Source organism: Aminobacter niigataensis, assembly GCF_014200015.1.
Taxonomy (GTDB): Bacteria; Pseudomonadota; Alphaproteobacteria; order Rhizobiales; family Rhizobiaceae; genus Aminobacter; species Aminobacter niigataensis.
On sequence record NZ_JACHOT010000001.1, the window covers coordinates 291,075 to 316,100 of the forward strand.

The following is a 25,026-nucleotide window of genomic DNA, read 5'->3' on the forward strand; positions in this document are numbered from 1 at the left end:
GCCATGCTTGATTTCCTCGAGCTGGAAGAGACGGTCGGCCGCGCCTGGCATCGCCTGATCGGCCACGTCCAGACCTGGCCGCGCCATCCCGAACATGCGGTGCATCTGGCCGCCATGCAGCCGGTGCTTGCCGTCTGCTTTCGCGGATTCGGCGGCGAGGGTGCCGTCCAGATCGCTGCCGTGCGCGGCAAGACCTCGGGCCATCGCCTCGGCTGGCGCCAGCGCATGGGGCTCGGCGAGGAAAAGCTCGCCCAGCCGGCGCGCGACGGCTCGTCGCTGATGCTGCCGGCAGTGATCGACCTGTTCCCCGATAAGGGGTTCAACCGCGATCTCTATGTCTGGCTTTCCGCCTATATGGCCCTGATGCCGCTCGATCCCATCGTCGAGATCGATCCGCTGCTGCGCGACCTAGAAGCCTTGCGGCGCGCGGAGGCGACGGTTGCCAGCGTGACAGAAATCTTTCCGGGGCTTTGGCGCCGCTATCGGCGACTGGCGGCGGCCACGCTTGCCGCCCGCCATCGCGGCCCGCTGCCCTCGGTCGAGGCGCAGGTCGAAGGGCGCGTGGCCAGCCTGCTCAGGCACCAAGCCGGCCTGCCGGACGATACCCTGCCGGCGATCTTCCCGCACCGCGCTCCGGCGGGATACCTGCCGATGCTACCCGTACCCTTGTGGCCCGACGCGCTGCTTCGGCCGGAGACCTCGCCCCGCCGCGGGGAGGACGAGCCCGTCACCGGCGGCCGCGATGCCAGTGGTGTCGAGATCGAGCGCCAGGTCGCGGTGCGCGAGAACCAGGAGGCGCGCAAGGACGACCGCAGCCCGTTCATCCTGAACCGCTTCGAGAAGATCCTCGCCATGGCCGAGATGGTCAATGTCGACCGGCCCTCCGACGACAGCGACGACGATGCCAAGGCCGCCGAAGACCTCGACGACATGACGCTCGGCGAGCGCAAGGGGCGCCCGGCCTCGCGCTTCCGCTTCGATCTCGACCTGCCGCCGGAAGCGCTGGACCGCAGCCCGTTGACTGCGGAACGTACCTATCCTGAATGGGATTTCCGGACCGGCACCTATCTCCCCGATCACTGCCGGGTTCTGGCCGCGCCTGCTGCGGAAACCGGGATGGCCGGCGAGCCCGATCTCGAGACCCGGCGCCTCATAAGACGCGTGCGCCGCCAGTTCGAGGTGCTGAGGCCGCGCCATGAGGTCCTGCGCGCCCAACTCGACGGCGTCGACCTCGACCTTGATGCCGTGGTGCGAGCCCGTTGCGATCTCGCCGCCGGCGGCCAGGGCAGCGACCGCATCCACCTGATGAGCCGGCCCCAGGTACACGATCTTGCGGTCACCATCCTGGTCGACGTGTCGCTCTCGACCGACGCCTGGTTCGACAATCGCCGGGTTCTCGACGTCGAGAAGGAAGCGCTGCTGATCCTTGCCAACGGCCTCGCCGCCTGCGGCGACAACCACTCGATCCTGACCTTCACGTCGCGGCGGCGCGACTGGGTTCGCATCGAGGTGGTCAAGGCCTTCGACGAGTCGATGAGTTCAACCATCGAGGCGCGTATCGCGGCCCTTAAGCCGGGCTATTACACCAGGATCGGGGCGGCCATCCGGCACGCCACGGCGGAGCTGGCAAAGCAGCCCAATCGCAAGAAACTGCTTCTGGTGCTGACCGACGGCAAGCCCAACGACCTCGACCATTATGAAGGCCGTTTCGCGCTGGAGGACAGCCGCCGCGCCGTCATCGAGGCCCGCCGCAGCGGGCTTGGTGTCTTCGGCGTGACTGTCGACCGCGAGGCGAAATCCTACGTTCCGGCGCTTTTCGGCCAGAACGGCTACGCCATGGTCGGCAACATCGCCAAGCTGCCGGCCGCACTTCCCGCCATCTATCGCAGCCTTGCAGGCTAGGGGGACAAGGCCGCGATGGCGAAAGGCCCGGCGCGCCAGAGCCGGGCCTTTTTTGCTTTTGATGCAAAGTAAACGTCAGGCGCCGCGTTCTGTCGCGCCCCGCACGCGAGCGTTGAGCCGACCTAAGCCGCCTTGCTGTGCGTGCGCGCCGACTGGTCGAGATAGGCGTCGAAGGCCGCCGCGACCGCGCGGATGACGAAGCGGTGCTCCCGGCTGACGCGAACCACGCCATCGGCAATCGTTACCACCCCGTCGGCGGCCAGTTCCTTCAGCCTGATATTGCCGGCAAGCAGCGCCGATGGGTCAACGCCATGCGTCCTGCAGATCGCGCCGACGTCGGCGTTGAAATCGCACATCAGCCGTTCGATGATCTCGGCCCGCCACCGGTCTTCTGCTGTCAGGCGATATCCCTTGGCGGTCGCGAGCTGTCCCGAAGCGATGTGCTGGGCATAGAGGCCGGGCGCTACTTCATTCTGCACGTAGCCGTCCTTCATGCGGCCGATCGCCGACGCGCCGAAGCCGATCAGCGTTTGGCAGTTGTCCGTCGTGTAGCCCTGGAAATTGCGCCTCAGCTTGCCCGCTTCCTGTACCTGGACGAGATCGTCGCCCGGCAGGGCGAAATGGTCGAGGCCGATCTGCCGGTAGCCGGCGGCGGTCAGCGTCTCGGCAATGGCTTCTGCCTGGGCGTTGCGGGCGGCACCGTCGGGCAGGGCGGCCTCGTCGATCATGCGCTGGTGCTTCTTGAAAGAAGGGATATGTGCATAGCCGAACACCGCAAAACGGTCGGGCAGCATGGCCATGGCTGCATGGGCGGTGTCGATGCAGGACTGCACCGTCTGGTGCGGCAGGCCGTAGATCAGGTCGAAATTGATGCCGCTGATGCCGGCGCGGCGCAGGTTGTCGGTGGCTTCCGCCGTCTGCTTCTGGGTCTGGATGCGGTTGATCGCCTTCTGCACCACGGGATCGAAGCTCTGCACGCCCAAGCTGGCGCGGGTGACGCCCGCCGTGCCGAGCGCCAGCGCCATTTCAGCCGTCAGGCGGCGCGGGTCGATCTCGACGGCGATGCCGGTCGTGTCGGAGAAGTCGTAGTGGTCGCGCAGCAGCGCCGCCAGCGCCAGGAACTCCGCCGGCGAGACGATGGTCGGCGTGCCGCCGCCGAAATGCACTTCGCCGACCGGCAGCCGGTGCGGGATGCGCGCCGCCACCATGCGGATTTCGTCGCTCAGGACGGCCAGGTAATCCAGGATCGGCCGGTCCTGCCTGGTGATGGTGGTGTGGCAGCCGCAGTACCAGCACATCGAGCGGCAGAACGGGATGTGCAGGTAGAGCGACACCGGGTCGTTGCCTGGCAACTGTTGCAGCCAGTCGCCATAGGCGCCCGTGCCGATGGCCGGCGAGAAGCGCGGCGCGGTGGGGTAGCTCGTGTAGCGGGGCAGGCGGGCCTCGCCATATTTCTCCAGTATGGTTGCGGTCATGGCTTTTCCAGTTCTGTCGCTGTTGCTTCCGACTGATCTAGGCCGCCGGCTGCCCGGTCTCTTTGCGAAATGCCAAGCTGGGGCCATTTCCCCGAATTGTTTGCGTTTCGGCAATCTCGGCCTTCGCCTTCCGCTCTAGGGTTTCCCGCATCCGGGGGCAGGGCGGCCGCTTCTCCCGGCATTTCCTGTTGCGGGCCGGAGGACAGAACAACATGGCAATCGCAGAAGCCGGAAGCATCCCCGTGATCGATGTCAGGACCATTCCGAGGATGGAACGCCATCCCAGGATTTTCGCCATGGTCGATGGGCTGGCGCCTGGCGCAACGTTCGTGCTGGCCAGCGATCACGATCCGCGCCCGCTGCATTACCAGCTCGAAATGGCGTTCCCGACGGAACTCACCTGGGAGTATCTGGAGCAGGGCCCCGATCTCTGGCGCGTCGAGATCGGCCGCAATGACGGGCAAGGATGCGATTGCTGCTGCGGCAGCCACTGAACCAGAGCGGCTGGCAAGCCGCTAGCCCTGACGCCATCGCTGCTTTGGCAAATAATCGGAGAATGCTCGGACTTGGGCGCGGGCGTTTTCTGGCACAGGGACGGGTTTTGAACTAGTATCCGCGGTCGGCGCCGTCGCGTGTCGCGGCTGCCGGCGGAGGATGGCAATGCGCAAGCTCCAGTCTCAAGGCGTTCACCACATCACACTGGTCGGCGCCGACAGGAAGACGTCGATCGACTTCTGGGAAGGCGTGCTCGGCATGCCTTTCATCTTCGAACAGCCCAATCTCGACAGGGCCAGCGAAAGCCACCTCTATTTCGACCCTGGCGACGGACGCCTGATCACCATCTTCACCGACGAGAACCGCAAGCCGGCACCGGAACGGACCCCGACGGACATCGGCTGCGTCCACCACATCGCGTTTGCGGTCTCGCGCGTGACCTTCCTGCAGGCCGTCGCCCGTCTCGACGAGCGCGGCATCAGGCACAGCGGCGTCAAGGATCGCGGTTTCATGGATTCGATCTATTTTGAGGATCCGCTCGGCCTGCTGATCGAACTCGCCTCCTATCGTTTCGAGCCGCCCCACGGTCACACGCATGCCGACGTGCTCATGGAGGCGCACAAGGTGAGGGTTGCCCGCGGCGACTACAACATTGCCGAGATCCACCTGGCCGACGCTATCGAAGCGCTGGTCGAGGGGAGCCGCGCGACCCTGTCGTCCGACCGGACGCCGAAGGATCCCTACACCAAGAGCTGACACACAAGCAGGGAGCGATGACATGCCCGACATCAAGCTCAACGTGATCAAGCCCAGCGTCAACAACATGGCCGCGCGCGTGTTCGTCCGTGCCGCCGGCCTCGACTTCGCCGAGAACGACGTGTTCGGCCAGACCAGGTCGCCTGAATACCTGGCCATTTGTCCCGCGCATCTGACGCCGATGATCGAGACGGCGGAGCTTCCGAACGGTGCGCTCTGGGAGAGCTGCGCGATCATGCAGTATCTCAGCAACAAGCACGGGCTGGAGGGGCTTTATCCGAGCAGCCCGGAAAAGCGGGCGATGATCGACAGCGCCATGTTCTACCTGATCGGCACGTTCTACCCGTATCTCGCACGGGCGACCTATCCGGCGCTGAATTTTCCGCAATATCCGGGCGAGGTCGGCCACAGCGATGCCGATCCCGACACCAAGGAGAAGGCGCGCAAGGCGGCCGTCGAGGCACTCGCCGAACCGCTCGATGTCTTCCGCACGTTCTACATCAAGGACAAAAGATTCATCGGCGGCGACAAGCCGTCGATCGCCGACATCCGGTTCGCAGCGACGCTGGAATTCCTGGCGGTCATCGACTATCCGCTGCCGGCCTGGGCGAAGGACTATGTCGCGGCGATGGAGGATGCGCTCGGCCAGGCCTATGCCGAGCCGGCCGCCGACGTCCGTGGCTACATCGGCTATGTGAGATCGCAGGCCAGCTGACGCAGCAGTTCCAAGACCTCGATTGCCGCATTGCACAATTAACGGCGGCGCGCAAAATAGGGCATGGCCGCCAAACCTCTCGCCGTGCTCGTCATTGACGAAAACCGCATCCGCGCCTCGATCATCGAGGCGGGGCTGCGCGAGGCCGGCCATGACGAGGTGACGCTCGTCCACGATGTCGCCGGCATCGCCCGGCGCATCGCCGAGATCAATCCCGACGTCATCGTCATCGACCTGGAAAATCCCAACCGCGACATGCTGGAGAACATGTTCCAGCTGTCGCGCGCGGTGAAGCGGCCGATCGCCATGTTCGTCGACCGCTCCGACAGCGCCTCGATCGAGGCGGCGGTCGATGCAGGCGTGTCGGCCTATGTCGTCGACGGCCTGAAGCGCGAGCGGGTCAAGCCGATCCTCGACATGGCAGTCAGCCGCTTCAACGCATTTTCGCGCCTGTCGCGGGAACTGGAAGAAGCGCGCAGCGAACTCGAGGACCGCAAGGTGGTCGACCGGGCCAAGGGCATCCTGATGAAGTCGCGCGGGGTCTCCGAGACGGAGGCCTATGCGCTGCTGCGCAAGGCGGCGATGAACCAGAACCGCAAGCTGTCGGAGATTGCGCAGAGCCTTGTGACTGCGGCCGGGCTGTTGGGAGACGACGCATGACCGATGCCCGTTTCGAGATTTCTGCCGGCTTCCTGCCGTTGCTCGACAGCGCCCTTCTGGTCGCGGCCAGGGAAAAGGGGTTTGCCGCAGCCGAGGGCATCGCGCTCACCCTGGTGCGCGAGACCTCATGGGCCAATATCCGCGACCGGCTCGCCGTCGGGCATTTCCAGGTGGCGCATATGCTGGCGCCGATGCCGATTGCCTGCAATCTCGGCCTGACGCCGCTGGCCGCGACCACCGTCGTGCCTATGGCGCTGGGGCTCGGCGGCAACGCCATTACCGTTTCGAATGCGTTGTGGCGCGACATGGTCGGGCATGGCACCAGCGCCGATCTTTCGCCGCGCGCTGCCGGCGACGCGCTCAGGGGCGTCGTTGCCGATCGTGTCCGCGCAGGTGCCGCACCGCTGCGTTTCGCTGTCGTGCACCCGCATTCGGGCCATAACTACGAACTGCGCTACTGGCTCGCCGCCTGCGGCATTGACCCCGATCGCGACATCGAGATTGTGATCCTGCCGCCGCCGCTGATGGCCGATGCGCTGGGATCCGGTTCCCTCGACGGCTTCTGTGCCGGCGAGCCCTGGAATACCGCCGCCGTCATGCTCGGCCATGGCCGCATTGCCACGGTGAAGGCCAAGATCTGGCGTTCCAGCCCGGAAAAGGTGCTGGGGGCAGATGCGCGCTGGGCCGAGGCCAACTCCGATGCGCTGGCGGCATTGCTGCGCGCCATCCATCACGCAGCGCAGTGGTGTGCCTCGCCAGCCAATCACGCCGAACTGGCAGGCATCATGGCAGCTCCCGCCTATGTCGGACGACCGGCGGACTGGATGTTGCCGGCGCTCTCGGGCCAACTCCGGACGTCGGCGGACAGTTCCGTCGAGGTCGACGACTTCTTCATGCCGCAGGCGAGGGCGGCGACGTTTCCGTGGAAGAGCCACGCATTGTGGTTCTATAGCCAGATGGTGCGTTGGGGGCAGGCCGGGCATTCGACCGAGAATGCCGCGATCGCCCGTGACACCTACCGGCCCGACCTTTATCGCGCCGCGCTCAAGCCGCTGGGCGCGGCCTTGCCGGGCGCCAACGCCAAGGTCGAGGGCGCGCTGCCCACGCCAACTCCGGTCGGCTCGGCTGGGGCCAGTCTCGTGCTCGGCCCCGACGGCTTCTTCGACGGCGGCTTGTTCGATCCCGACGATCTCGACGGCTACATCGCGGCTCAGCGAATGGCAGGCGGCGGCTGAACTTTTTTGTGCACTGCACATAAAACAGGCAGATGTCGGTGCCGGTTGATCATCGTTTGACCGCCGGCATTTTGACGGCTGAGATCCGTCGATCATGTAAGCATCTGAAAATGAATGGAAACGCCTCGCGCTGCCAAACTGGCACGGTTTGTGCGTTGCAATAGGCGAGGCCGAAAGGCCAGACATATCGGCGTCCAATGGCGGGCGTCTCAGGCAAAGCTGCCGACCAGACGACCGCGATCCCGGATGTACGGACGCGCGACCCTGGCCGGCAGCTTTTTTGTTTTCGCGATCCAGAGAAGCGCGGCGCCTCCCACGCCGCACAACGGAGCCGACAATGACTGCAACCCTCCAAGCCGCGCCCAGCCAGGACAATGCTCCGGTCAGGGCGCTTGCCATCTCCACCCTCGCTTTCACCGTCTGCTTTGCCGTGTGGACAATCTTTTCGATCATCGGCGTGCGCATCAAGCAGGAGCTGGGCCTCTCCGAAACCCAGTTCGGCCTCCTCATCGGCACCCCGATCCTGACCGGCTCGCTGGTGCGCATCGTGCTCGGCGTCTGGACCGACCGTTTCGGCGGGCGCCTCGTTTACACCGCAACCATGCTGGCGGCGGCCATCGCCACCTTCCTGCTCGCCTTTGCCCAGACTTACACGCAGATGCTGATAGCCGCCCTCGGCGTCGGCCTCGCCGGCGGTTCCTTCGCCGTCGGCGTCGCCTATGTCTCGCGCTTCTTTCCCGCGGGAAAGCAGGGCACCGCGCTCGGCATCTTCGGCGTCGGCAATGTCGGCGCCGCCGTCACCAAGTTCCTGGCGCCGTTCGTCCTGCTTGCCGGCGGCTGGCAGGAGGTGGCGCTGATCTGGGCCGCTTGCCTCGGCTTCATGGCCTTCATCTTCTGGTTCGCCAGCGAGGACGACCCGGTCATCCGCCAGCGCCGTATCCATGGCGCAGAGCCAAAGAGCTTCTGGAACGAATTCGCACCGCTCAGGAATGTCCAGGTCTGGCGCTTCGGCCTCTATTATTTCTTCTCGTTCGGCGCCTTCGTCGCGCTGGCGCTGTGGCTGCCGCGCTATCTGATCGGCGTCTACGGCTTCGACATCGTCACTGCGGGCATGATCGGCGCCGCCTATTCCATCCCGGCCAGCATCTTCCGCGCCTATGGCGGCGTGCTGTCCGACCGGATCGGCGCCCGCACGGTGATGTACTGGACGTTCGGTGTCTCGGCGAACGCCACGCTGATCCTGTCGCTGCCGACGGCCGACTATGTCGTGCATGGTATCAGCGGGCCGATGTCGTTCCATTTCGAGGTCGGGCCGGTGGCCTTCATGGTCGTCGCCTTCGTCCTCGGCTTCTTCATGAGCCTGGGCAAGGCCGCCGTCTATAAGCACATCCCGGCCTATTATCCGGAGAATGTCGGCGCAGTCGGCGGCCTTGTCGGCATGATCGGCGGCCTCGGCGGCTTCATCCTGCCCATCGCCTTCGGCGCGCTCAACGACCTCACCGGCTTATGGTCGAGCTGCTTCATGCTGTTGTTCGCCCTCGTCGTCGCTTCGCTCGTCTGGATGCACCTGTCGGTCCGCAGGATGTCGCGTGACACCGCCGACGAGCCGCTGACCTTCGCTGCCCAGTGAAACCGTCAAGGAGCACCGTTATGACCGAGAGACTTGTCATCATCGGCAACGGCATGGCCCCCGGGCGCATGCTGGAGTACCTGCTGGAGGCGGCACCCGGCCGCTACCAGGTCACCATCTTTAACGCCGAGCCGCGCGTGAACTACGACCGCATCATGCTGTCGCCGGTTCTGTCGGGCGAGAAGGGCTATGAAGAGATCATCATCCACGGCGACGGCTGGTACATCAAGCACGGCATCACCCTCTACAAGGGCCACAGGATCGTCGCCATCGACCGCGCGGCCAAGACCGTCACGTCAGATCATGGCGTGACCGAGCCATATGACAAGCTGGTCATCGCCACCGGCTCGGTGCCCTTCATCATCCCGGTGCCAGGCAACGACATGGCCGGCGTGCTGAGCTACCGCGACCTCGACGACGTCAACGCCATGCTGCTTGCCGCCCAGTCGCGGGCCAAGGCGATCGTCATCGGCGGCGGCCTGCTCGGCCTCGAAGCCGCCGCCGGCCTGCAATCGCGCGGCATGGATGTGACAGTGCTGCACGTCATGCCGACGCTGATGGAGCGCCAGCTCGATCCGGCCGCCGGCTACCTCCTGCAGAAGGCGGTCGAGGCACGCGGCATCAAGGTCATGACCAAGGCCAACACCAAGGCCATCGTCGGCCACGGCAAGGTCGAGGGCGTCGAGCTTGACGACGGCACCATCATCCCGGCGACGCTGGTGGTGATGGCGGTCGGCATCCGTCCCAATGCGGCGATCGCCAAGGACGCAGGCATCGACACCAATCGCGGCATCGTCGTCGATCACGGCATGCGGACCTCGGACCCCGACATCCTGGCACTCGGCGAATGCGCCGAGGTCGGCGGCCAGGTCTACGGGCTTGTCGCGCCGCTCTACGAGATGGCACGCGTGGCAGCCGCCCACCTCGCCGGCGACGAGACGGCCGGCTTCGTCCACTCCGACACGCCGACCAAGCTCAAGGTCACAGGCATCGACCTCTATTCGCTCGGCGACTTCGCCGATGGCGACGACCGCGAGGAGATCGTGCTGCGCGACGCCGCGGCCGGCATCTACAAGCGGCTGGTGCTTAGGGACAACCGCGTCATCGGCACGGTGCTCTACGGCGAGACCGGCGACGGCGCCTGGTTCAACGACCTGAAGAAGAAGCAGACCGACATCTCGGAGATGCGCGATACGCTGATCTTCGGCCAGGCCTATCAGGGAGGATCGCCGCTGGACCCTATGGCGGCCGTTGCGGCACTGGCGGATGATGCGGAAATCTGCGGCTGCAACGGCGTCTGCAAGGGCAAGATCACCGACACCATCGCGGAAAGGGGGCTGACCTCGCTCGACGACGTGCGGGCGCATACCAAGGCGTCCGCCTCCTGCGGCTCCTGCACCGGGCTGGTCGAGCAACTGATGACGCTGACGCTGGGCGACAGCTACAACCCCGCCGCCGTGCAGCCGATGTGCAAGTGCACCGACCTTGGCCATGACGACGTGCGCAGGCTGATCAAGGCCAAGGGGCTGAAGACCATCCCCGAGGTGATGCAGGAGCTGCAGTGGAAGACGTCCTGCGGCTGCGCCAAGTGCCGGCCGGCACTCAATTACTACCTCGTCTGCGACTGGCCGGACGAATATGCCGACGACTACCAGTCGCGCTTCATCAACGAGCGTGTCCACGCCAACATCCAGAAGGACGGCACCTATTCGGTGGTGCCGCGCATGTGGGGCGGGGTGACCAACGCCAACGAACTGCGTGCCATCGCCGATGTCGTCGACAAGTTCGAGATCCCGCTCGTCAAGGTCACCGGCGGCCAGCGCATCGACATGCTCGGCATCAGGAAGGAAGACCTACCTGCGGTCTGGTCCGATCTCGGCAAGGCAGGTTTCGTCTCGGGGCATGCCTATGCCAAGGGGCTGCGCACGGTGAAGACCTGCGTCGGCTCGGACTGGTGTCGGTTCGGCACGCAGGACTCGACCGGCCTCGGCATCCGCATCGAAAAGTTCATGTGGGGCTCGTGGACGCCGGCCAAGCTCAAGATGGCGGTGTCGGGTTGCCCGCGCAACTGCGCCGAGGCGACCTGCAAGGACGTCGGCGTCATCTGCGTCGACAGCGGTTTCGAGATCCACTTCGCCGGTGCCGCCGGCCTCGACATCAAGGGCACCGAGGTGCTCGGCCTAGTGAAATCAGAAGATGAGGCGCTCGAGGTGATCGTCGCGCTGACACAGATGTATCGCGAGCAGGGCCGCTATCTCGAGCGCATCTACAAATGGGCCAAGCGCGTCGGGGTGGCCGAGATCAAACGCCAGGTCCTCGACGATGCCGAGAAGCGCAAGGCCTACTACGAGCGTTTCGTTTTCAGCCAGAAGTTCGCCCAGGTCGATCCATGGTCGGAGCGGGTCTCCGGCAAGGACAAGCACGAGTTCCGGCCGATGGCGTCCGTCGGCTTTGCGGAGGCAGCGGAATGAGCGGGATGGATTGGATCGCGATCGGCACGTTGGCCGACATACCGTTGCGCGGCGCGCGCTGCGTGAACACGCCCCAGGGCAGGATCGGCGTGTTCCGTACCGCCGAAGAGCAGGTCTTCGCCATCGAGGACCACTGTCCGCACAAGGGCGGGCCGCTGAGCCAGGGCATCGTGCATGGCGCGTCGGTGACCTGCCCGCTGCACAATTGGGTGTTTTCGCTGGAGACTGGCAAGGCCCAAGGCGCCGACGAAGGATCGGTCAGGACCATCCCGCTCAAGGTCGAGGACGGGCGACTGTTCATTGCCCTCGACGTCCTGGCTTCGAAGGCTGCCTGACCATGACGGATGCACGCGAGGTGAGGACCGCCTGCCCCTATTGCGGGGTGGGTTGCGGCGTGCAGGCGCGGGTCGCCGCGGACGGCACGACGTCCGTGCGTGGCGACCCCGGCCATCCCGCCAATTTCGGCAAGCTCTGTTCCAAGGGGTCGGCGCTCGGCGAAACGCTGGGCCTCGACGGACGCGTGCTCCATCCCGAGGTCGCCGGTCGTCGTGCCTCCTGGGAAGACGCGCTCGATCTGGTGGCCCAACGGTTCTCCGAGACCATCGCGCAACACGGCCCGGATTCGGTCGCCTTCTATGTCTCGGGCCAATTGCTCACCGAGGACTATTACGTCGCCAACAAGCTGATGAAGGGGTTTATCGGATCGGCCAATATCGACACCAATTCGCGCCTGTGCATGGCCTCCAGCGTCGCCGGCCACAAGCGGGCCTTCGGCGAAGACATCGTGCCGGGCGTCTACGAGGATTTCGAACAGGCCGATCTCGTCGTGCTGGTCGGTTCCAACACCGCCTGGTGCCATCCGATCCTCTACCAGCGCCTGCTCGCGGCGCGGGCCGAACGCGGGACGAGGATCGTTGTCATCGATCCACGACGCACGGCGACCGCAATGGAATGCGACCTGCATCTGCAGCTCAAGCCCGGCACCGACGTGCTGCTGTTCAACGGCCTGCTGGCGCATCTCGCGAATACCGGCGCCGCCGACCAAGCCTATGTCACTGCCCATACGTTGGGCTTCGAAGCGGCACTCAGTCTTGCAGCGGCCGACGCTCCCTCGGTGAAGCGCGTCGCCGAGGGCTGCGACCTTGCACCTGCGGAGGTCGCCGCCTTCTACGACCGGTTCGCGGCGACCGAGCGCACGGTCACAGTCTACAGCCAGGGCGTCAACCAGTCGGCACACGGCACCGACAAGGTCAACGCCATCATCAATTGCCATCTCGCCACAGGCCGTATCGGCAGGCCGGGCATGGGGCCGTTTTCGGTCACCGGCCAGCCCAACGCCATGGGCGGCCGCGAGGTCGGCGGGCTCGCCAACCAGTTGGCGGCGCATATGGGATTCGACGATCCATCGGCGCCCGATCGCGTCGGCCGTTTCTGGGCAACACCCGCAATCGCCCGCAAGCCGGGCCTCAAGGCCGTCGACATGTTCGAGGCGACAGGCGACGGACGCATCAAGGCGCTGTGGATCATGGGCACCAACCCGGCCGTCAGCATGCCGGATGCCGGCAAGGTTCGCGCGGCCTTGAAGTCCTGCGACTTCGTCGTGGTGTCGGATGTCACCCGCACCGATACCAGCCATTTCGCCAACGTGCTTTTGCCAGCGGCAGCCTGGGGCGAGAAGGACGGCACGGTCACCAATTCCGAGCGCCGCATATCGCGCCAGAAATCGTTCCTGCCGATGCCCGGCGAGGTCCGTCCCGACTGGTGGATCGTCGCCGAGACCGCCCGGCGCATGGGGTTTGCCGCCGCCTTCGATTATGCGAACCCTGCCGCGATCTTTCGCGAGCATGCAGCGCTTTCCGCCTTCGAGAACGACGGTGGGCGCCTGTTCGACATCGGCGGCCTCGCCGATCTCACCGACGCCGAATACGAGGCGCTCGCGCCGCTGCATTGGCCGCTACCCTCGGATGCTTCGGCCGGCGTGCAACGGTTGCTCGGCGACGGCAGGTTCCCCACCGCGGACGGCCGTGCCCGTTTCGTGCCGGTCCGCCAGGAAGGCGCGGCACTGCCGGTCGACGCCGCTTTCCCGCTTGTCCTCAACACCGGCCGGTTGCGCGACCAGTGGCACACAATGACGCGCACGGGCCGCGTTCCCAGGCTGATGGCCAATGCGCCGGAACCGGCGATCGAGCTGAACGCTGCCGACGCCGTCGCGCTGGGGATCGCCGATGGCGACCTCGTCCGCATCGAAAGCCGCTATGGCGGCGCTCGGGCCAAGGCTGTCACCAGCCCCGGCCAGCGCAAGGGCGAAGCCTTCCTGCCGATGCACTGGAGCGGCCGCTTTGCCGCCAATGCCTCGGCCGGATCACTGTCGGCGCCTGTCACCGACCCGTTTTCGGGCCAGCCGGAGCTCAAGCACGTGCCGGTGCGGATCTCGCGCGAGCCTGTCGCCTGGGCCGGCGTGCTGATGACCCGCCGCGACCTCAGGCCGACAGGTTTTGTCCACTGGAGCCGCGCAGCCGTCCAGGGTGGCTGGGTCTACGAACTGTCCGGCACCGAGCCGCCGGAGCAGGGCATCCTGCTCGCTCGCCGTTTGGTCGACGTGGTGCCGGCCGACCAACTGCTCGAATATACCGACAGGCGCAGCTCGACATTCCGCGCCGCCGCGACCGATGCCGAGGGCAGGCTCACCGAGGCGCTGCTGGTGGCGCCGCACGGCCACCTGCCGGAGCGGGGCTGGCTGCAGTCGCTGCTCGCTTCGTGCCAGCCGCTGTCGCCGCTCGACCGCCGCGCGTTGCTGTCGGGGCGTGCGCCGATGCCGGTGCCGTCGGTCGGCCGCATCGTCTGCTCGTGCTTCAATGTCGGAGTGAACCAGTTGGCCACCGCGATCTCGGGCGGCAGTACAAGCGTCGACGAGATCGGCAAGCTGCTGAAAGCCGGCACCAATTGCGGTTCGTGCCGCTCGGAGATCCGGGCGATGCTCGATGCAAGCCGGCTTCAGGCCGCTGAGTGAGCTTCTTCAGCCGCTTGCATGGGTTATATGCTGGAAACGGCGGAACATGCGCCAGCCGGTGGCCGCCAGCCTGTCGGCGGGCGGCGCGACCGGCAGGACCGGCTGGGTCAGCAGGCGGCGCAAATCCGCCGGCCCGACCTCGCTGGTCATGACGATGCGCGACAGCGTGAACGGGTCCTCTGTCGTCGAGGTCAAGGCATGGCGCACGCGGCAGGCCGACTGGAAACCCGCGCCGCGGACCAGTGCGCGCGTGGTGCGGCTGGAATAGCCATGGGGATAGGCAAAGCTGTGCACCTGCCGCTTCAGCCCGTGTTCGAGGGCGAGCTTGCTGTCGAGGATTTCGCGCGCGGCCTCGACCGCCGACAGGATGTCGAGCTGCGGGTGGTTGACGGTATGGGCGCCGATCTCGATGCCTTCGCAGGCGAGACCGCGAAGTTCGTTCCAGTCGAGCATGCGGCGCTCGCCCTCGCCACAGGCGGCTAGCCATTCGCTGGTCTTTCCGACGAAGCCGGAGACGACATAGAGCGTGGCGGCGAAGCCGTATCGCTCGAGGACCGGCATGGCGCCGGTGAGAAAATCGCACAGGCCGTCGTCGAAGGTGATGGCTACGGTGCGCGGCGGCACGGGCCTGTGCTCGCGGAAGATGGTCGCTAGCGCCGAGATCGTCACCGGGCGGAAGCCGCCCTCGACGAGAACCTTCATGTGCTGGTCGAGTTCCTCGGGCGTCATCATCCAGCGCCGGTAGGCCGGCGCGCAGTCGGTGTCGACGCTGTGATAGAGCAGGATGGGCACGGTTGGGCGCATGGCGGTCGACCCTCCTTTGGCGTAGACGTCTTGGCCGTTTTCCGGACGGGTGACACCGGATGTCGGGCGCCGCGAAGCGGCGTAGCGGCTGCGCAGATAATTTGGAACGCCGGCCGCGATGCCCAGGCGCTCGCGCCAGATTAGGGTGCCGGGATAGTCGCCCGGCAGGCGCTGGTTCTTGGGCGAGGTCGGCCCGGCCATGTGGGCAATGCCCGCGGGCATGGCGCGCGCCAGTTGCAAGGCTGCCGGCGGATCGTCGACGACGACCTTGGTCAGGTAGGCGCCGAGGCCCATGCCATAGCCGAAGGCCTGGCGGCGCATACCGTCCTCGCCGCGGCGATGATGATGCCAGACAAGCGCGCGCGGTTCATAGACCAGCTGGAAGCCAGCCTGGACGACGGCGTAGAATGAGGCGAGGTCGTCGCCGCCGCGGGCAAGGGTGCCGGCGCCAAGGGCGGAATCGAAGCCGCCGATCTGGCGCAGCGCCTCGGTCCGGAACGCCATGTTGGCGCCCGATCCGAACTGGCCGGCGGTGAAGGGAAACAGCGAACCGGAAGGCCGGTTCCCGGCAAGGTCGAAGACCTTGCGCGCAAAACCCTTGCCGAAGCCGCCGTGCCGCTCCGTCCAGAACTGCGCCCGGGTATCGAGTTCCGCGGGCAGGATCAGGCCGGTGACGCAGCCGACCCGGCCGGCGCGGTCGAAATTCGCCGCCATCGCCGCCACCCAGTTGGGATCGACGATGACGTCGTCGTCGGTGAACAGCGCAAGCTCGGAGGAGATGTCGGCGAGGCCGGCATTGTGGGCGCGCCCGAGACCGGGCACATCCTCCCTGACATAGCGTACCGCCTTGCCCCTGGCATAGCGCGTGGCGATCAGGTCGGCGGTCTGGCGATCTGACGGTGCATTGTCGACGACGACGATGTCGAAGGGCTCATAGGTCTGGACAAGCAGCGAATCCAGGCAGCGCGCCAGGCTTTCGGCGCGGTTGCGGGTGGCGATGACGACGCTGGCGAACGGCCCTTCCTTCTTCGGCAGCGGCGCATCGTGCTGCAGCGCGCTGTTCTGGACCGCCTTGTGCTCGGCGATCCGCGCGCGCAGGTCAATAGTGGTCAGCACGTCGCCGTCGAAGGCAAACTCCATGGTCGAGACCGGGCGCCCCATCCGCCGGACGAGGCAGAATACGCCGCCGTAGCGCTCGCCGCTGATGGGGTCGAGCATCTGCACGTCGTTCATCGGCCGGCAGACATCGATATCGAGGACCTTGATCGGGCGGAACTGCGCTTCGCTCATGCCTGCCTCCATGCCCGGTTCAGCCGCGCGCCGAAATACCCCCAGACGGTGTAGCCCAATCCGAAAACGATGCCGCCGGCCCGCGCCAGCGCCCATGGGTCAAGCTTGAGAACGCTATCGCCCAGTGCGCGCAGGATCCCTGCGGGCAGCACGCGCATGACGTAGCGATGCTCGCTGGCGAGCCCGTCCTGGGCGCCCACCGCCTTGACGACCTGGGTCTTGGAGCGGCCCTCGGCGAGGCAACGCTTACGGAAGTAGCGCCAGCCGGCGCGCTCGGCTGTGACCTGATGGTGCACGCTCATCTGGGGGTCGTAGAGGATGAGGGCGCCCGGCATGGCCTGCGTGGCGCGGATGCAAAGCTCTGTCTCTTCGCAGCCGGCAGCATCGGCGGCGGTACGGCCGATGCCCTCGCGAAAGCCGCCGGTCAGGTCGAAAACGGTCCGGCGGAATGACATGTTGCAGCCGATGGGATTGCGCACCGGCTCGATCCGGTCCGGCTGGCCACGATAACTGCAGCCGACAACCCACTGGAATTCTTCGGGAAACCAGCGCGGCCGGTCGACCTGCCACAACGGCAGCACACGGCCGCCGACGCCAATGACCGAGGGGTTGTCGTAGTGAGGCAGCATGCGTGCCAGCCAGTAAGGATCGGCGATGGCATCGTCGTCGAGGAAGGCCAGGATGTCGCCGCTGGCGCGCCGGAGGCCGGTATTACGGGCGCCGGAAAGGCCGCGCGCGCCTTCATTGACGATCACGGTCAGCCTCGGATAGGCGGCAAACACGTCCAGCCACAGCGGCGTGTTGTGGTCGATGACCACGATGACCTCGGTCGGCTTGCTGCGCTGGGCGAGTACGGAGGCGATGGCGCGGTGAAGCTGCTCCCGGCGATCGTCGGAATAGGCACAAATGATGACGGATACCTTGTCCCCCGAAGCCGCCATGACCGCCCGCCTAGATGCTGGGTTGTTGCAGTCCGGCTGCTGCGCGGCGGCGCGCCGGCACCTTGGGCAGTGGTGAGATGCCCAGCCTGACAATCGTCTTGAGCACGCGCCAACCATCGGGGAAGGTGCGCAGGTTGCTGGTTCCGTGGATGCGCGGGAATTCCTTGCTTGCGACCTCGAATACATTGAGCTCGGCGCGAAGCGCCTGCACGTTCATCTGGGTCTCGATCTCGAAACCGGTCGCCTGTTCGAGGTTGAGGCAGGGCAGCACGTCGCGCCAGAAGGCGTTATAGCCGTAGCAGAGGTCGGTGAACTTGCCGCCGAAGCGCAGGCGCACAAGGCGGAGCAGGCCCCAGTTGCCGAGCTTGCGATACCATTCCATGTCGGTGGTGTCGCCACCCTGCATGAAGCGCGAGCCCTTGACGAAGTCGGCGCCGGCAAGCAGGGCGCCGACGAAGGCCGGGATTTCGCCGGGATCGGCGGAGCCGTCGGCGTCCAGAGTGATGATGATGTCGCCCTTGGCTGCGCTGAAGCCGGTGTACAGCGCTGCACCCTTGCCGCGCTTCTCCTGCTGCAGGACAATGATGTCAGGCAGCAGTTCGCGTGCAACGGCGATGGTGTCGTCAGTGGAATTTCCATCCACAAGGATGACTTCGTCGACCCAGGCAGGAATGTGAGGAAGAACGTGCGGCAAGTTCTTTGCCTCGTTCATGGCGGGGACCACCACGCTGATCCGTGCAGTGCCGCCGAGAGGCATTCCTGCTGCCTTGAAGATTTCCATAGCAGGTCGCTGCGGGAATGCTGCCGCCGTCATAACGCTTACTCCAACCCAAAGGTGGCGGCATTACCTGACGACTACGCGAACCAAACAGACCGGACGCAGAATAGCACCCTGGTGAAAACGACAATTTCGCAACCAGGTTGTTCCCGTGGAAAATCTGGACGCAAGTGCTTGTAAGCCCCACTCGCCAACTGAACTTTACCAATTTGTTTACCTTTTGTAAACCATGGTTAATATTCGTATCTATAGAAGGAAAATCAATATACATCTTAAAATATCGTACTTGTATGAGCGTGTTAGATTTATGATTTGTGCGAGGTTATCTTTGGTCTAGATTGATTTATGCGGATCGAAGTTCCAAATTTACGCTTATGTTCGGTTGGGTTGCAATTCGTCACTTTTATATTATGCATCGCTTTAATAACGTTTCTATCAGCCGATACCTCGCAAAATGCATTCCGGCCGCTCGAATGCGTCGTAAAACCCGTGCTGGTTGCATTTTTTGGGAACGTTCACTCGGCTGGTCGCAATATTGTGATCGGTGGCAAAAAGAGTGCGCCAAGGCCGCGTCGTGCTGCGTGGTGTGGCCCGGCAGCTACTTTCCACAGCTCATTGTAGCCGCGGCGCATATAGTGCGCGCTAGCGAATGACGCTCGACAGTCCGCATGGTAGGTTGTCGTTAGATGACATGCGGCGGGGTTAGTCCAAATACGGCATATGATTGCAGTGCCGCTTTCCATTCCGCGTAATGCGGATTGTTCGAGGGTTCAATTTGCCTAGTTCGCACCAGCCTGCAGATCCCAGCAAACACGACGCCGTCGATGCCTGGGTTGTCCTGATGAAAAAGTGGGACGCCGCCTACAAGGATTATCTATCCGCGCGTAATGCGCGAGCTGCGGGCGAGGCCAAATCGGGTGATCCGAGCCCGGAATTGAAGCACCGCGAGGCCCAGGCGCTGGCATTGCTTGCCGAAATCAAGGCGGAGATGGACAAGGTTGTCGCCGACACGCGACAGCGTCGCGAGCCGATTGGCGAGTCCATTGTCGTGGGAACCATCACCACCGGCGAGGTCGAGAGCGAAAACCCTGGCGAACCGGGGACAAACCCATCCGAACGCTGACTCCGTTTCGGCCGGCCGGAAAGTTCCGTCCCGGCCGCTTGCACGCGTCGCCGATCTCGCTTGTCACTCCGGCCGCAGGAAGCGGCCGTTGACCCAGCCCTCCTGACCGCGGTAGCGCACCTTGCACCAGCTCTGGCCGTCCTGGCAGCCGAGATTGCGCAGGCCGCCGGCGTCGAACGGTATCTCGGCAACGACGAAGCCGCGCGGTGAGGGCGTCGTGCGCATGTTGAGCACATCATCGGGCGTTACGCCGACGACGCGCCAGGAGCGCGGTCCCGGCAACGGCTCCGGACCGGGGCCAGGTGCTTCGCCGCGTCCGGCAATGCGGACATCGAGCGAAAACGGTGCCGGGCGGTTGCGCCGCGCTTCGGCGCGCACGAGATAGATCTGGATCGTATAGACGCCGGAGGCCGGCAGCCGGCCGTCCCATTGGGTCTGTTCGCGGGCGATGGTCCGGCCGCGCGGATCGAGCACGTTGAAATAGAGGAAGGTGTTGCGCGAATTGAGGTCGAGGCTCATGCGCTGGCCGGCGCGCGCCTCGAGCCTGTAGGAGGCGCTGATGCGGCCGATGACGATGCCGCGCACCGTCGTCTGCGTCGCGCCAGGGCGCATGCGCAGCGTTTCCACGCGCTCCTGCGCCGCCGCAACCTGCGGGAGGGCCGGCGCAAAAGCCAGCATGAGTGCCAGAAATAGACTGCTACGTCGCATCATCTCGGTCCCCGAAAGAGAATCTGCTGCGATCCTAGCGCAATGGTTGCAGGAAGAAAGCCTGGCTGCTGCAGTCTGTCGTCGCTGCAGTGCCTGCGGTCCGGGTCAGCCGCCGCTGATGGCGGTGAGCACGAACACCTCGACGCCGGGCCTGAGCTTCGTCTTCAGCGTCGCGCGCTCGCCTTCGACGAAGACGTTCATGTGCTTGCGGATGGCAGGGCGGCTGTCGCAGATGCGGTCGCGCATGCCAGGCCAGCTTTTGTCGAGTTGGTCGACCATCTCCTTGACCGTTGAGGCCGTCATTTCCACCCGTCGCGGCGCACCTGGGAACAGGTCGACGAGCACGCCGGGAAGCCGCACCACGATGGGCGCGGCTTCAGCCTGATGTTTCCCGGTGCGGGATGGGGCGTCGCCGAGCATCTGCCTTTTCCCGTCAGTCCACCACAAGCGTTTCCACCGACAGGATCGAGGGCAAGTGCTGGGTGACGTTCACCCAGCTTTCGCCCTCGTCGGCGCTGGCGAACAGCGCGCCCGAACTGGTGCCGAAATAGACGCCGGCCGGTTCCAGCCGGTCGGTCGCCATCGCCTGGCGCAGCACGCCGATATAGGCGTTTTCCTGCGGTAGGCCGCTGCGCATCGCCTGCCACTCGCGGCCGGCGTCGCGCGTCCGCCACACGGCTGCCTTGGCGTCGGGGACATAGCGGCCGGCGGAATCGCCGTTGAGCGGCACAAGGTACAGCGTTTCGGGATCGCGCGGGTGGGTGGCGGCCGGAAAACCGAAGGTCGACGGCAGGCCCTTTTCGATGCTGACCCAGCGCTTGCCGCCATCGTCGGAGCGGTACATGCCGCAATGGTTCTGCTGGTAGAGCCGGTCGGGCATACCTGGCGCCATCACCAGATTGTGCACGCACTGGCCGAATTCGGGGTAGTTCTCGCCCTCTGGCATGAAGTCGGCACGGGTGCCGAGATTGCGCGGCTCCCAGCTCTTGCCGCCGTCGCCGGTATAGAACACGCCGGCGGCCGAGATGCCGATCCAGATGCGGTCGTGATCGTTGGGGTCGATGACCAGCGAATGCAGGATCAGGCCGGCGCCGCCGGGGTTCCAGTGCGGCCGGGAAGGGTGCTTCTGCAGGCCCTTGACATGTTCCCAGCTCTGGCCGCCGTCGTCGCTGCGGAACAGGCCGGCGGGTTGTACGCCGGCAAAGAGGCTGCCATTGCCTTTGGCGAGGCTCCACACCGCCTTGATCGGCTCTTCGCCCTCGGCATAAGCGAGCCCGTCGCTCGAATGCGTCCAGGTTTCGCCAAGGTCGGTCGATTTCCACACCGCGGGGCCGAACCATTCGTTGCCGCCCGCGCCCCAGATGGTGCCGGTCTTCGGGTCGGCGACGACATGGTTCATCGGCCAAGTCTCGCAGAACGGCCCGCGCAGCTTCCACGAACGCCTTTCGGCATCGCTTTCGGCGATGAAGGCGCCTTTCTTGGTGCCCAGCAGGACAAGGACCTTTGCAGCCATCGTTCTCCTCCTACGGATGCGCGAACCTCAGAAATTGAATCCGGATCGGCGGCTATCGCATTCGAATATATGGCGTTCCCATCCGCCTGTGGCTTGCTTGCCGGCGCACCGGCTCCTCTCCGGTGCTTCCCGTCCATCAGGCGGAAGAGAGGAGTTTAGCGGCATTGCCGCAGGCCGAACAGCTTGCGGTCAGCGATCTGCTGACAAACGGCGCTGGGCCATCGCACGGCGGGCAGGGACATTCAGGTTGACACCCGGCCATAATTCAATACCGGTCGAGCGTTAGATACATATGCTTCGCTTCTTCGGGAGATCAATCAGATGACCATCAACGTCGCTCCGGTGGGCTTGACGCGCGATCTCGTCGAGCGCGAAAAGTCGGGCAAGCCGATCCGCATCGGGCTGATCGGCTGCGGCGAGATGGGCACCGATATCGTGTCGCAGGTGGCGCATATGCCCGGCATCGCGGTTGGCGCCATTTCCGAATTCCACCCCGAGCGTGCATTCAAGGCGGCCGAGATCGCCTATCAGGAAAGCGGGCATGCGCGCGAGGCGACGAGCACCTCGGCACTCGCCGATGCGATGGAAAGCGGCAAGATCGCCGTGACCAACGATGCCGACCTCATCCTCAACAGCGGCCTGATCGACGTCGTCATCGATGCGACAGGCGTTCCGGCAGTCGGCGCCGAGATCGGCCTGCGCGCGATGGAACACGGCAAGCACCTGGTGATGATGAATGTCGAGGCCGACGTCACCATCGGCGCCTATCTCAAGAGCGAGGCAGCAAGGCTCGGCGTCACCTATTCGCTCGGCGCCGGCGACGAACCATCGTCCTGCATGGAACTGATCGAGTTCGTCTCGGCGATGGGCCACACCATCGTCGCCGCCGGCAAGGGCAAGAACAATCCGCTCAACATCGACGCCATCCCCGACGACTATGCCGAGGAGGCCAAGCGCCGCAACATGAACGTGCGCATGCTGGTCGAGTTCGTCGACGGCTCGAAGACGATGGTCGAGATGGCGGCGATCGCCAACGCCACGGGCCTGGTACCCGACAAGGCTGGCATGCACGGACCTTCGGCCACTTTGCGCGAACTCAACAAGGTGCTGGTGCCGCAAAAGGACGGCGGCGTGCTGACAAAAGTCGGCGTCGTCGACTATTCGATCGGCAAGGGCGTCGCCCCCGGCGTCTTCGTCATCGCCGAGATGTCGCATCCGCGCATCCGCGAGCGCATGGAAGACCTCAAGGTCGGCGAGGGGCCTTACTTCACCTTCCATCGTCCCTATCACCTGACCTCGCTCGAGGTGCCGCTGACCTGTGCCCGCGTCGTGCTGCATGGCAAGGCCGACATGGTGCCGCTGTCGAAGCCGGTGGCCGACGTCTGCGCAGTGGCCAAGAAGGACATGCAGCCGGGCGACAAGCTCGATGCCATCGGCGAATATTGCTACCGGTCGTGGATCATGACCGCGCCGGAAGCCCGCACGGCCAAGGCCATCCCCTGCGGCCTGCTGCAGGGCGGCACCGTGACGGCGCCGATCAGGAAGGGCGAGTTGATCACCACAGCCAACGCCGCCGTCGCACCCGGCTCGAAGATCGCGGAGCTGCGCGCAAGGCAGGACAGGCTGGTGTACGGGGCCGAGGGCTGACGGCAAGCGCGAGACGGGCGTCCCCATACCTGCCGTCGTTCGCCGTTCACAACCCGTATCGACTCTTTGCCGTTGTCGCCGCAGGATGCCCCTTGGTGAACTTGTGGGGACGGGTTCGGCATGGCGGGAACATTCGACAGGCCAAGGGTCGTGGATCGCCGTGGCTTGCTGTGGCTGCTCGGTGCGGCCGCAGCGCTGTCGGTGACTCCAGGCTGCGCGCGCTGGCGCCCCGAGCCCGGGCGCTGTGCGCTGACATCTGCCGATCCTGTGATCGACGTCCACTGTCACTTCTTCAATGCCTCGGACGTGCCGGTGCGAGGCTTCGTCGAATATGTCGCGCTCGGCGAGTTGCGCGATGAGTTCTTACCGCGGGCCGACGTCCAGACGAAAGGGCTCTTCAATGGCCTGATCGCGTTTCTGGTCGATATCCTGAGCCGCGGCGCGAAGGACGCGCCCACCGAAGCTGCCCGGTTGCGGTCCGGGACACCGCTCGAGCCTGCTTCCGTGGTGCAGCAACGCAAGACCCAGATACTTGCTGACGCAATCCAGGAAATGGACCGCCGGGCAAGAGGCATCGAAACCTTCGGCAGGGGTGTCGAAGGTCTTGACGTCGAACCCGATTATCCGGCGCTGATGGAGCAGTTGGCCAAGGATGCCGCCAGGCCGCAGGCGTTCAGTCGATCCCGGGCGTTGTCCCGCGTAGGCGCGATCGGGCTAGCCAACGACCTGCAGCGCCAGCCAAGCGAAATGCAGCGCTACATCTATTTCGCGCTTTTGCTGCTCGACGATCGGGAAGCCATTGCACGCGAATACCTTCGCGTCTTTGCCCCGTCGGGTTGCGTTTCCTTGGTGACGCCAAGCTTCCTCGACATGGAGAACTGGCTCGGAAACAGCCGTGCACGGTCATCCATCGCCGAGCAAATAGAGGTCATGGACCTGCTTCAGGTCCAGATCGCGCGCACAACCGAGCTGCACATGCACAGCTTCGTCGGTTTCGATCCATGGCGTGAGGCCGAGGGCGGCGGCTCGCTGAAGCTGGTCAAGCGGGCAATTCTCGACTGCGGCTTTGTCGGGGTAAAGCTCTACCCGCCAATGGGTTTCCAGGCGTTCGGTAATGGAGAGATCAAGTTTCCCAAGGGCGCGCCGAGAGGGATGGAGACCGCGCTTCGCAGGCTGTACGCATGGTGTGAATCGAACGACGTGCCAATCATGGCGCATTCGGAAAACAGCCTCGGCTCGCTTTGCGGCTACGGCCATCGGGCCAGCCCGTCCTGGTGGCGAGAGGCATTGCGCGAATTTCCGAAATTGCGCGTCAATCTGGCTCATTTCGGCAGCTTCGACGAATTGCGCACCCAGCCGACGCCAAAGAGATGTTCCAAGGACGCTTTTGGGAAGGACGCCTGGGAGTTCATCGTCGGTAAGACGATATCAGAGGACGGCAGGGAACATCTCTTTGCCGATCTCGGCTACCTCTACGAACTGACCAGTCCGCAGTTCGATGACCGGACGCGCTCCGAGATCAGGGGTTATCTCAAGCAGTTCCAGTCACGCTACGACCCTGATGTCCGGCATCTGCTCTACGGTACCGATTGGACGATGATCGCCAAGGAACTGGACAACAACAACTACATGTCTAGGCTCGGTGCGCAGCTGAAGGCTGCTGGTTACACGCCCGAGCAACAGCAGAACATCTACTGGCGCAACGCAGCGCGCTATCTCGGGCTCGGAAAGACCGACAAGACGCGCAACCGTCTGCGCGACTACTGCCTGAACCGCAAGATCGATGCGGACTGGCTGTCGGCATTCGACCAGTAGCCGAAAAACTGCCCTCCAGCGGGGCTGAACGCGTCGAGTAGCGACCAGCCCCTTTCTC

At 65.0% G+C, this 25,026-nt stretch carries 20 protein-coding genes; 13 read left to right on the forward strand and 7 right to left on the reverse strand.

Annotated features, from left to right (window positions below; translation table 11 throughout):
• The first annotated feature begins 3 nt into the window (after positions 1-3).
• Positions 4-1,902 (forward strand): nitric oxide reductase activation protein NorD, encoded by a 1,899-nt coding sequence (locus GGQ99_RS01535; RefSeq protein ID WP_183260193.1) that lies wholly within the window; start codon positions 4-6, stop codon positions 1,900-1,902.
• A gap of 122 nt (positions 1,903-2,024) precedes the next feature.
• Here GGQ99_RS01535 and hemN read toward each other — a convergent pair whose 3' ends face one another.
• Positions 2,025-3,377, reverse strand: coding sequence for an oxygen-independent coproporphyrinogen III oxidase (gene hemN, locus GGQ99_RS01540; protein ID WP_183260195.1), 1,353 nt, complete (start codon positions 3,375-3,377; stop codon positions 2,025-2,027).
• 212 nt (positions 3,378-3,589) lie between these two features.
• Between hemN and GGQ99_RS01545 the strand changes: the two genes are divergently transcribed.
• The 9 genes from GGQ99_RS01545 (at position 3,590) to GGQ99_RS01585 (ending at position 14,349) form a co-directional block, all read left to right on the forward strand.
• Complete coding sequence (locus GGQ99_RS01545) at positions 3,590-3,871, forward strand: DUF2249 domain-containing protein (RefSeq protein ID WP_183260197.1); 282 nt, start codon at positions 3,590-3,592, stop codon at positions 3,869-3,871.
• 166 nt (positions 3,872-4,037) lie between these two features.
• Positions 4,038-4,628: a VOC family protein gene (locus tag GGQ99_RS01550; protein ID WP_183260199.1), complete on the forward strand. Its 591-nt coding sequence runs from the start codon at positions 4,038-4,040 to the stop codon at positions 4,626-4,628.
• 22 nt (positions 4,629-4,650) lie between these two features.
• The gene (locus GGQ99_RS01555) at positions 4,651-5,343 is read left to right on the forward strand and encodes a glutathione S-transferase family protein (protein WP_183260201.1); all 693 of its coding nucleotides are present in this window, start codon (positions 4,651-4,653) and stop codon (positions 5,341-5,343) included.
• A 63-nt stretch (positions 5,344-5,406) separates the two neighbouring features.
• A complete protein-coding gene (locus GGQ99_RS01560; RefSeq protein ID WP_108607531.1) occupies positions 5,407-6,003 on the forward strand; it encodes an ANTAR domain-containing response regulator in 597 nt (198 codons plus the stop codon).
• Entirely contained in the window at positions 6,000-7,238 is a 1,239-nt protein-coding gene (locus GGQ99_RS01565; RefSeq protein WP_183260203.1) for a CmpA/NrtA family ABC transporter substrate-binding protein, read from the forward strand. The genes GGQ99_RS01560 and GGQ99_RS01565 overlap by 4 nt, the downstream gene beginning before the upstream one ends.
• 337 nt (positions 7,239-7,575) lie before the next feature.
• Positions 7,576-8,868: an MFS transporter gene (locus GGQ99_RS01570; RefSeq protein ID WP_183260204.1), complete on the forward strand. Its 1,293-nt coding sequence runs from the start codon at positions 7,576-7,578 to the stop codon at positions 8,866-8,868.
• Between the two features lie 20 nt (positions 8,869-8,888).
• A complete protein-coding gene (nirB, locus tag GGQ99_RS01575; protein WP_183260207.1) occupies positions 8,889-11,339 on the forward strand; it encodes a nitrite reductase large subunit NirB in 2,451 nt (816 codons plus the stop codon).
• Positions 11,340-11,344: 5 nt separating this feature from the next.
• Positions 11,345-11,674, forward strand: coding sequence for a nitrite reductase small subunit NirD (nirD, locus tag GGQ99_RS01580; protein ID WP_183262326.1), 330 nt, complete (start codon positions 11,345-11,347; stop codon positions 11,672-11,674).
• Between the two features lie 2 nt (positions 11,675-11,676).
• Positions 11,677-14,349, forward strand: a complete 2,673-nt coding sequence (locus GGQ99_RS01585; RefSeq protein WP_183260209.1) for a nitrate reductase — start codon at positions 11,677-11,679, stop codon at positions 14,347-14,349.
• A 6-nt stretch (positions 14,350-14,355) separates the two neighbouring features.
• Here GGQ99_RS01585 and GGQ99_RS01590 read toward each other — a convergent pair whose 3' ends face one another.
• From GGQ99_RS01590 to GGQ99_RS01600, 3 genes are read right to left on the reverse strand one after another with little or no spacing between them, the layout of a single operon-like run.
• The gene (locus GGQ99_RS01590; protein ID WP_183260211.1) at positions 14,356-16,443 is read right to left on the reverse strand and encodes a glycosyltransferase; all 2,088 of its coding nucleotides are present in this window, start codon (positions 16,441-16,443) and stop codon (positions 14,356-14,358) included.
• Positions 16,440-17,384: a glycosyltransferase family 2 protein gene (locus tag GGQ99_RS01595; RefSeq protein ID WP_183260213.1), complete on the reverse strand. Its 945-nt coding sequence runs from the start codon at positions 17,382-17,384 to the stop codon at positions 16,440-16,442. Before GGQ99_RS01595 ends, GGQ99_RS01590 begins: the two co-directional genes overlap by 4 nt.
• Before the next feature lie 10 nt (positions 17,385-17,394).
• Positions 17,395-18,198, reverse strand: a complete 804-nt coding sequence (locus GGQ99_RS01600; protein WP_108607539.1) for a glycosyltransferase family 2 protein — start codon at positions 18,196-18,198, stop codon at positions 17,395-17,397.
• Between the two features lie 805 nt (positions 18,199-19,003).
• Here GGQ99_RS01600 and GGQ99_RS01605 point away from each other — a divergent pair.
• Positions 19,004-19,285, forward strand: coding sequence for a hypothetical protein (locus tag GGQ99_RS01605; RefSeq protein WP_108679441.1), 282 nt, complete (start codon positions 19,004-19,006; stop codon positions 19,283-19,285).
• A gap of 63 nt (positions 19,286-19,348) precedes the next feature.
• Here the strand turns inward: GGQ99_RS01605 and GGQ99_RS26050 are convergent, their stop codons facing one another.
• From GGQ99_RS26050 to GGQ99_RS01620, 3 genes are all read right to left on the reverse strand, one after another.
• A complete protein-coding gene (locus GGQ99_RS26050; RefSeq protein ID WP_183260215.1) occupies positions 19,349-19,996 on the reverse strand; it encodes an SH3 domain-containing protein in 648 nt (215 codons plus the stop codon).
• Positions 19,997-20,098: 102 nt separating this feature from the next.
• A complete protein-coding gene (locus GGQ99_RS01615) occupies positions 20,099-20,413 on the reverse strand; it encodes a MoaD/ThiS family protein (protein WP_183260217.1) in 315 nt (104 codons plus the stop codon).
• A 13-nt stretch (positions 20,414-20,426) separates the two neighbouring features.
• Complete coding sequence (locus GGQ99_RS01620) at positions 20,427-21,506, reverse strand: WD40/YVTN/BNR-like repeat-containing protein (RefSeq protein ID WP_183260219.1); 1,080 nt, start codon at positions 21,504-21,506, stop codon at positions 20,427-20,429.
• Between the two features lie 321 nt (positions 21,507-21,827).
• Between GGQ99_RS01620 and GGQ99_RS01625 the strand changes: the two genes are divergently transcribed.
• Together GGQ99_RS01625 and GGQ99_RS01630 are read left to right on the forward strand one after the other, a co-directional pair.
• Positions 21,828-23,153, forward strand: a complete 1,326-nt coding sequence (locus GGQ99_RS01625; protein ID WP_183260221.1) for an NAD(P)H-dependent oxidoreductase — start codon at positions 21,828-21,830, stop codon at positions 23,151-23,153.
• Positions 23,154-23,273: 120 nt separating this feature from the next.
• Entirely contained in the window at positions 23,274-24,968 is a 1,695-nt protein-coding gene (locus GGQ99_RS01630; RefSeq protein ID WP_183260223.1) for an amidohydrolase family protein, read from the forward strand.
• The last annotated feature ends 58 nt before the right edge of the window (positions 24,969-25,026 follow it).

Coding starts and splice junctions, on each gene's coding strand:
- GGQ99_RS01535 (WP_183260193.1), top strand. CDS start 4: ATGCTTGATTTCCTCGAGCTGGAAGAGACGGTCGGCCGCGCCTGGCAT.
- hemN (WP_183260195.1), bottom strand. CDS start 3,377: ATGACCGCAACCATACTGGAGAAATATGGCGAGGCCCGCCTGCCCCGC.
- GGQ99_RS01545 (WP_183260197.1), top strand. CDS start 3,590: ATGGCAATCGCAGAAGCCGGAAGCATCCCCGTGATCGATGTCAGGACC.
- GGQ99_RS01550 (WP_183260199.1), top strand. CDS start 4,038: ATGCGCAAGCTCCAGTCTCAAGGCGTTCACCACATCACACTGGTCGGC.
- GGQ99_RS01555 (WP_183260201.1), top strand. CDS start 4,651: ATGCCCGACATCAAGCTCAACGTGATCAAGCCCAGCGTCAACAACATG.
- GGQ99_RS01560 (WP_108607531.1), top strand. CDS start 5,407: ATGGCCGCCAAACCTCTCGCCGTGCTCGTCATTGACGAAAACCGCATC.
- GGQ99_RS01565 (WP_183260203.1), top strand. CDS start 6,000: ATGACCGATGCCCGTTTCGAGATTTCTGCCGGCTTCCTGCCGTTGCTC.
- GGQ99_RS01570 (WP_183260204.1), top strand. CDS start 7,576: ATGACTGCAACCCTCCAAGCCGCGCCCAGCCAGGACAATGCTCCGGTC.
- nirB (WP_183260207.1), top strand. CDS start 8,889: ATGACCGAGAGACTTGTCATCATCGGCAACGGCATGGCCCCCGGGCGC.
- nirD (WP_183262326.1), top strand. CDS start 11,345: ATGGATTGGATCGCGATCGGCACGTTGGCCGACATACCGTTGCGCGGC.
- GGQ99_RS01585 (WP_183260209.1), top strand. CDS start 11,677: ATGACGGATGCACGCGAGGTGAGGACCGCCTGCCCCTATTGCGGGGTG.
- GGQ99_RS01590 (WP_183260211.1), bottom strand. CDS start 16,443: ATGAGCGAAGCGCAGTTCCGCCCGATCAAGGTCCTCGATATCGATGTC.
- GGQ99_RS01595 (WP_183260213.1), bottom strand. CDS start 17,384: ATGGCGGCTTCGGGGGACAAGGTATCCGTCATCATTTGTGCCTATTCC.
- GGQ99_RS01600 (WP_108607539.1), bottom strand. CDS start 18,198: ATGACGGCGGCAGCATTCCCGCAGCGACCTGCTATGGAAATCTTCAAG.
- GGQ99_RS01605 (WP_108679441.1), top strand. CDS start 19,004: ATGAAAAAGTGGGACGCCGCCTACAAGGATTATCTATCCGCGCGTAAT.
- GGQ99_RS26050 (WP_183260215.1), bottom strand. CDS start 19,996: ATGATGCGACGTAGCAGTCTATTTCTGGCACTCATGCTGGCTTTTGCG.
- GGQ99_RS01615 (WP_183260217.1), bottom strand. CDS start 20,413: ATGCTCGGCGACGCCCCATCCCGCACCGGGAAACATCAGGCTGAAGCC.
- GGQ99_RS01620 (WP_183260219.1), bottom strand. CDS start 21,506: ATGGCTGCAAAGGTCCTTGTCCTGCTGGGCACCAAGAAAGGCGCCTTC.
- GGQ99_RS01625 (WP_183260221.1), top strand. CDS start 21,828: ATGACCATCAACGTCGCTCCGGTGGGCTTGACGCGCGATCTCGTCGAG.
- GGQ99_RS01630 (WP_183260223.1), top strand. CDS start 23,274: ATGGCGGGAACATTCGACAGGCCAAGGGTCGTGGATCGCCGTGGCTTG.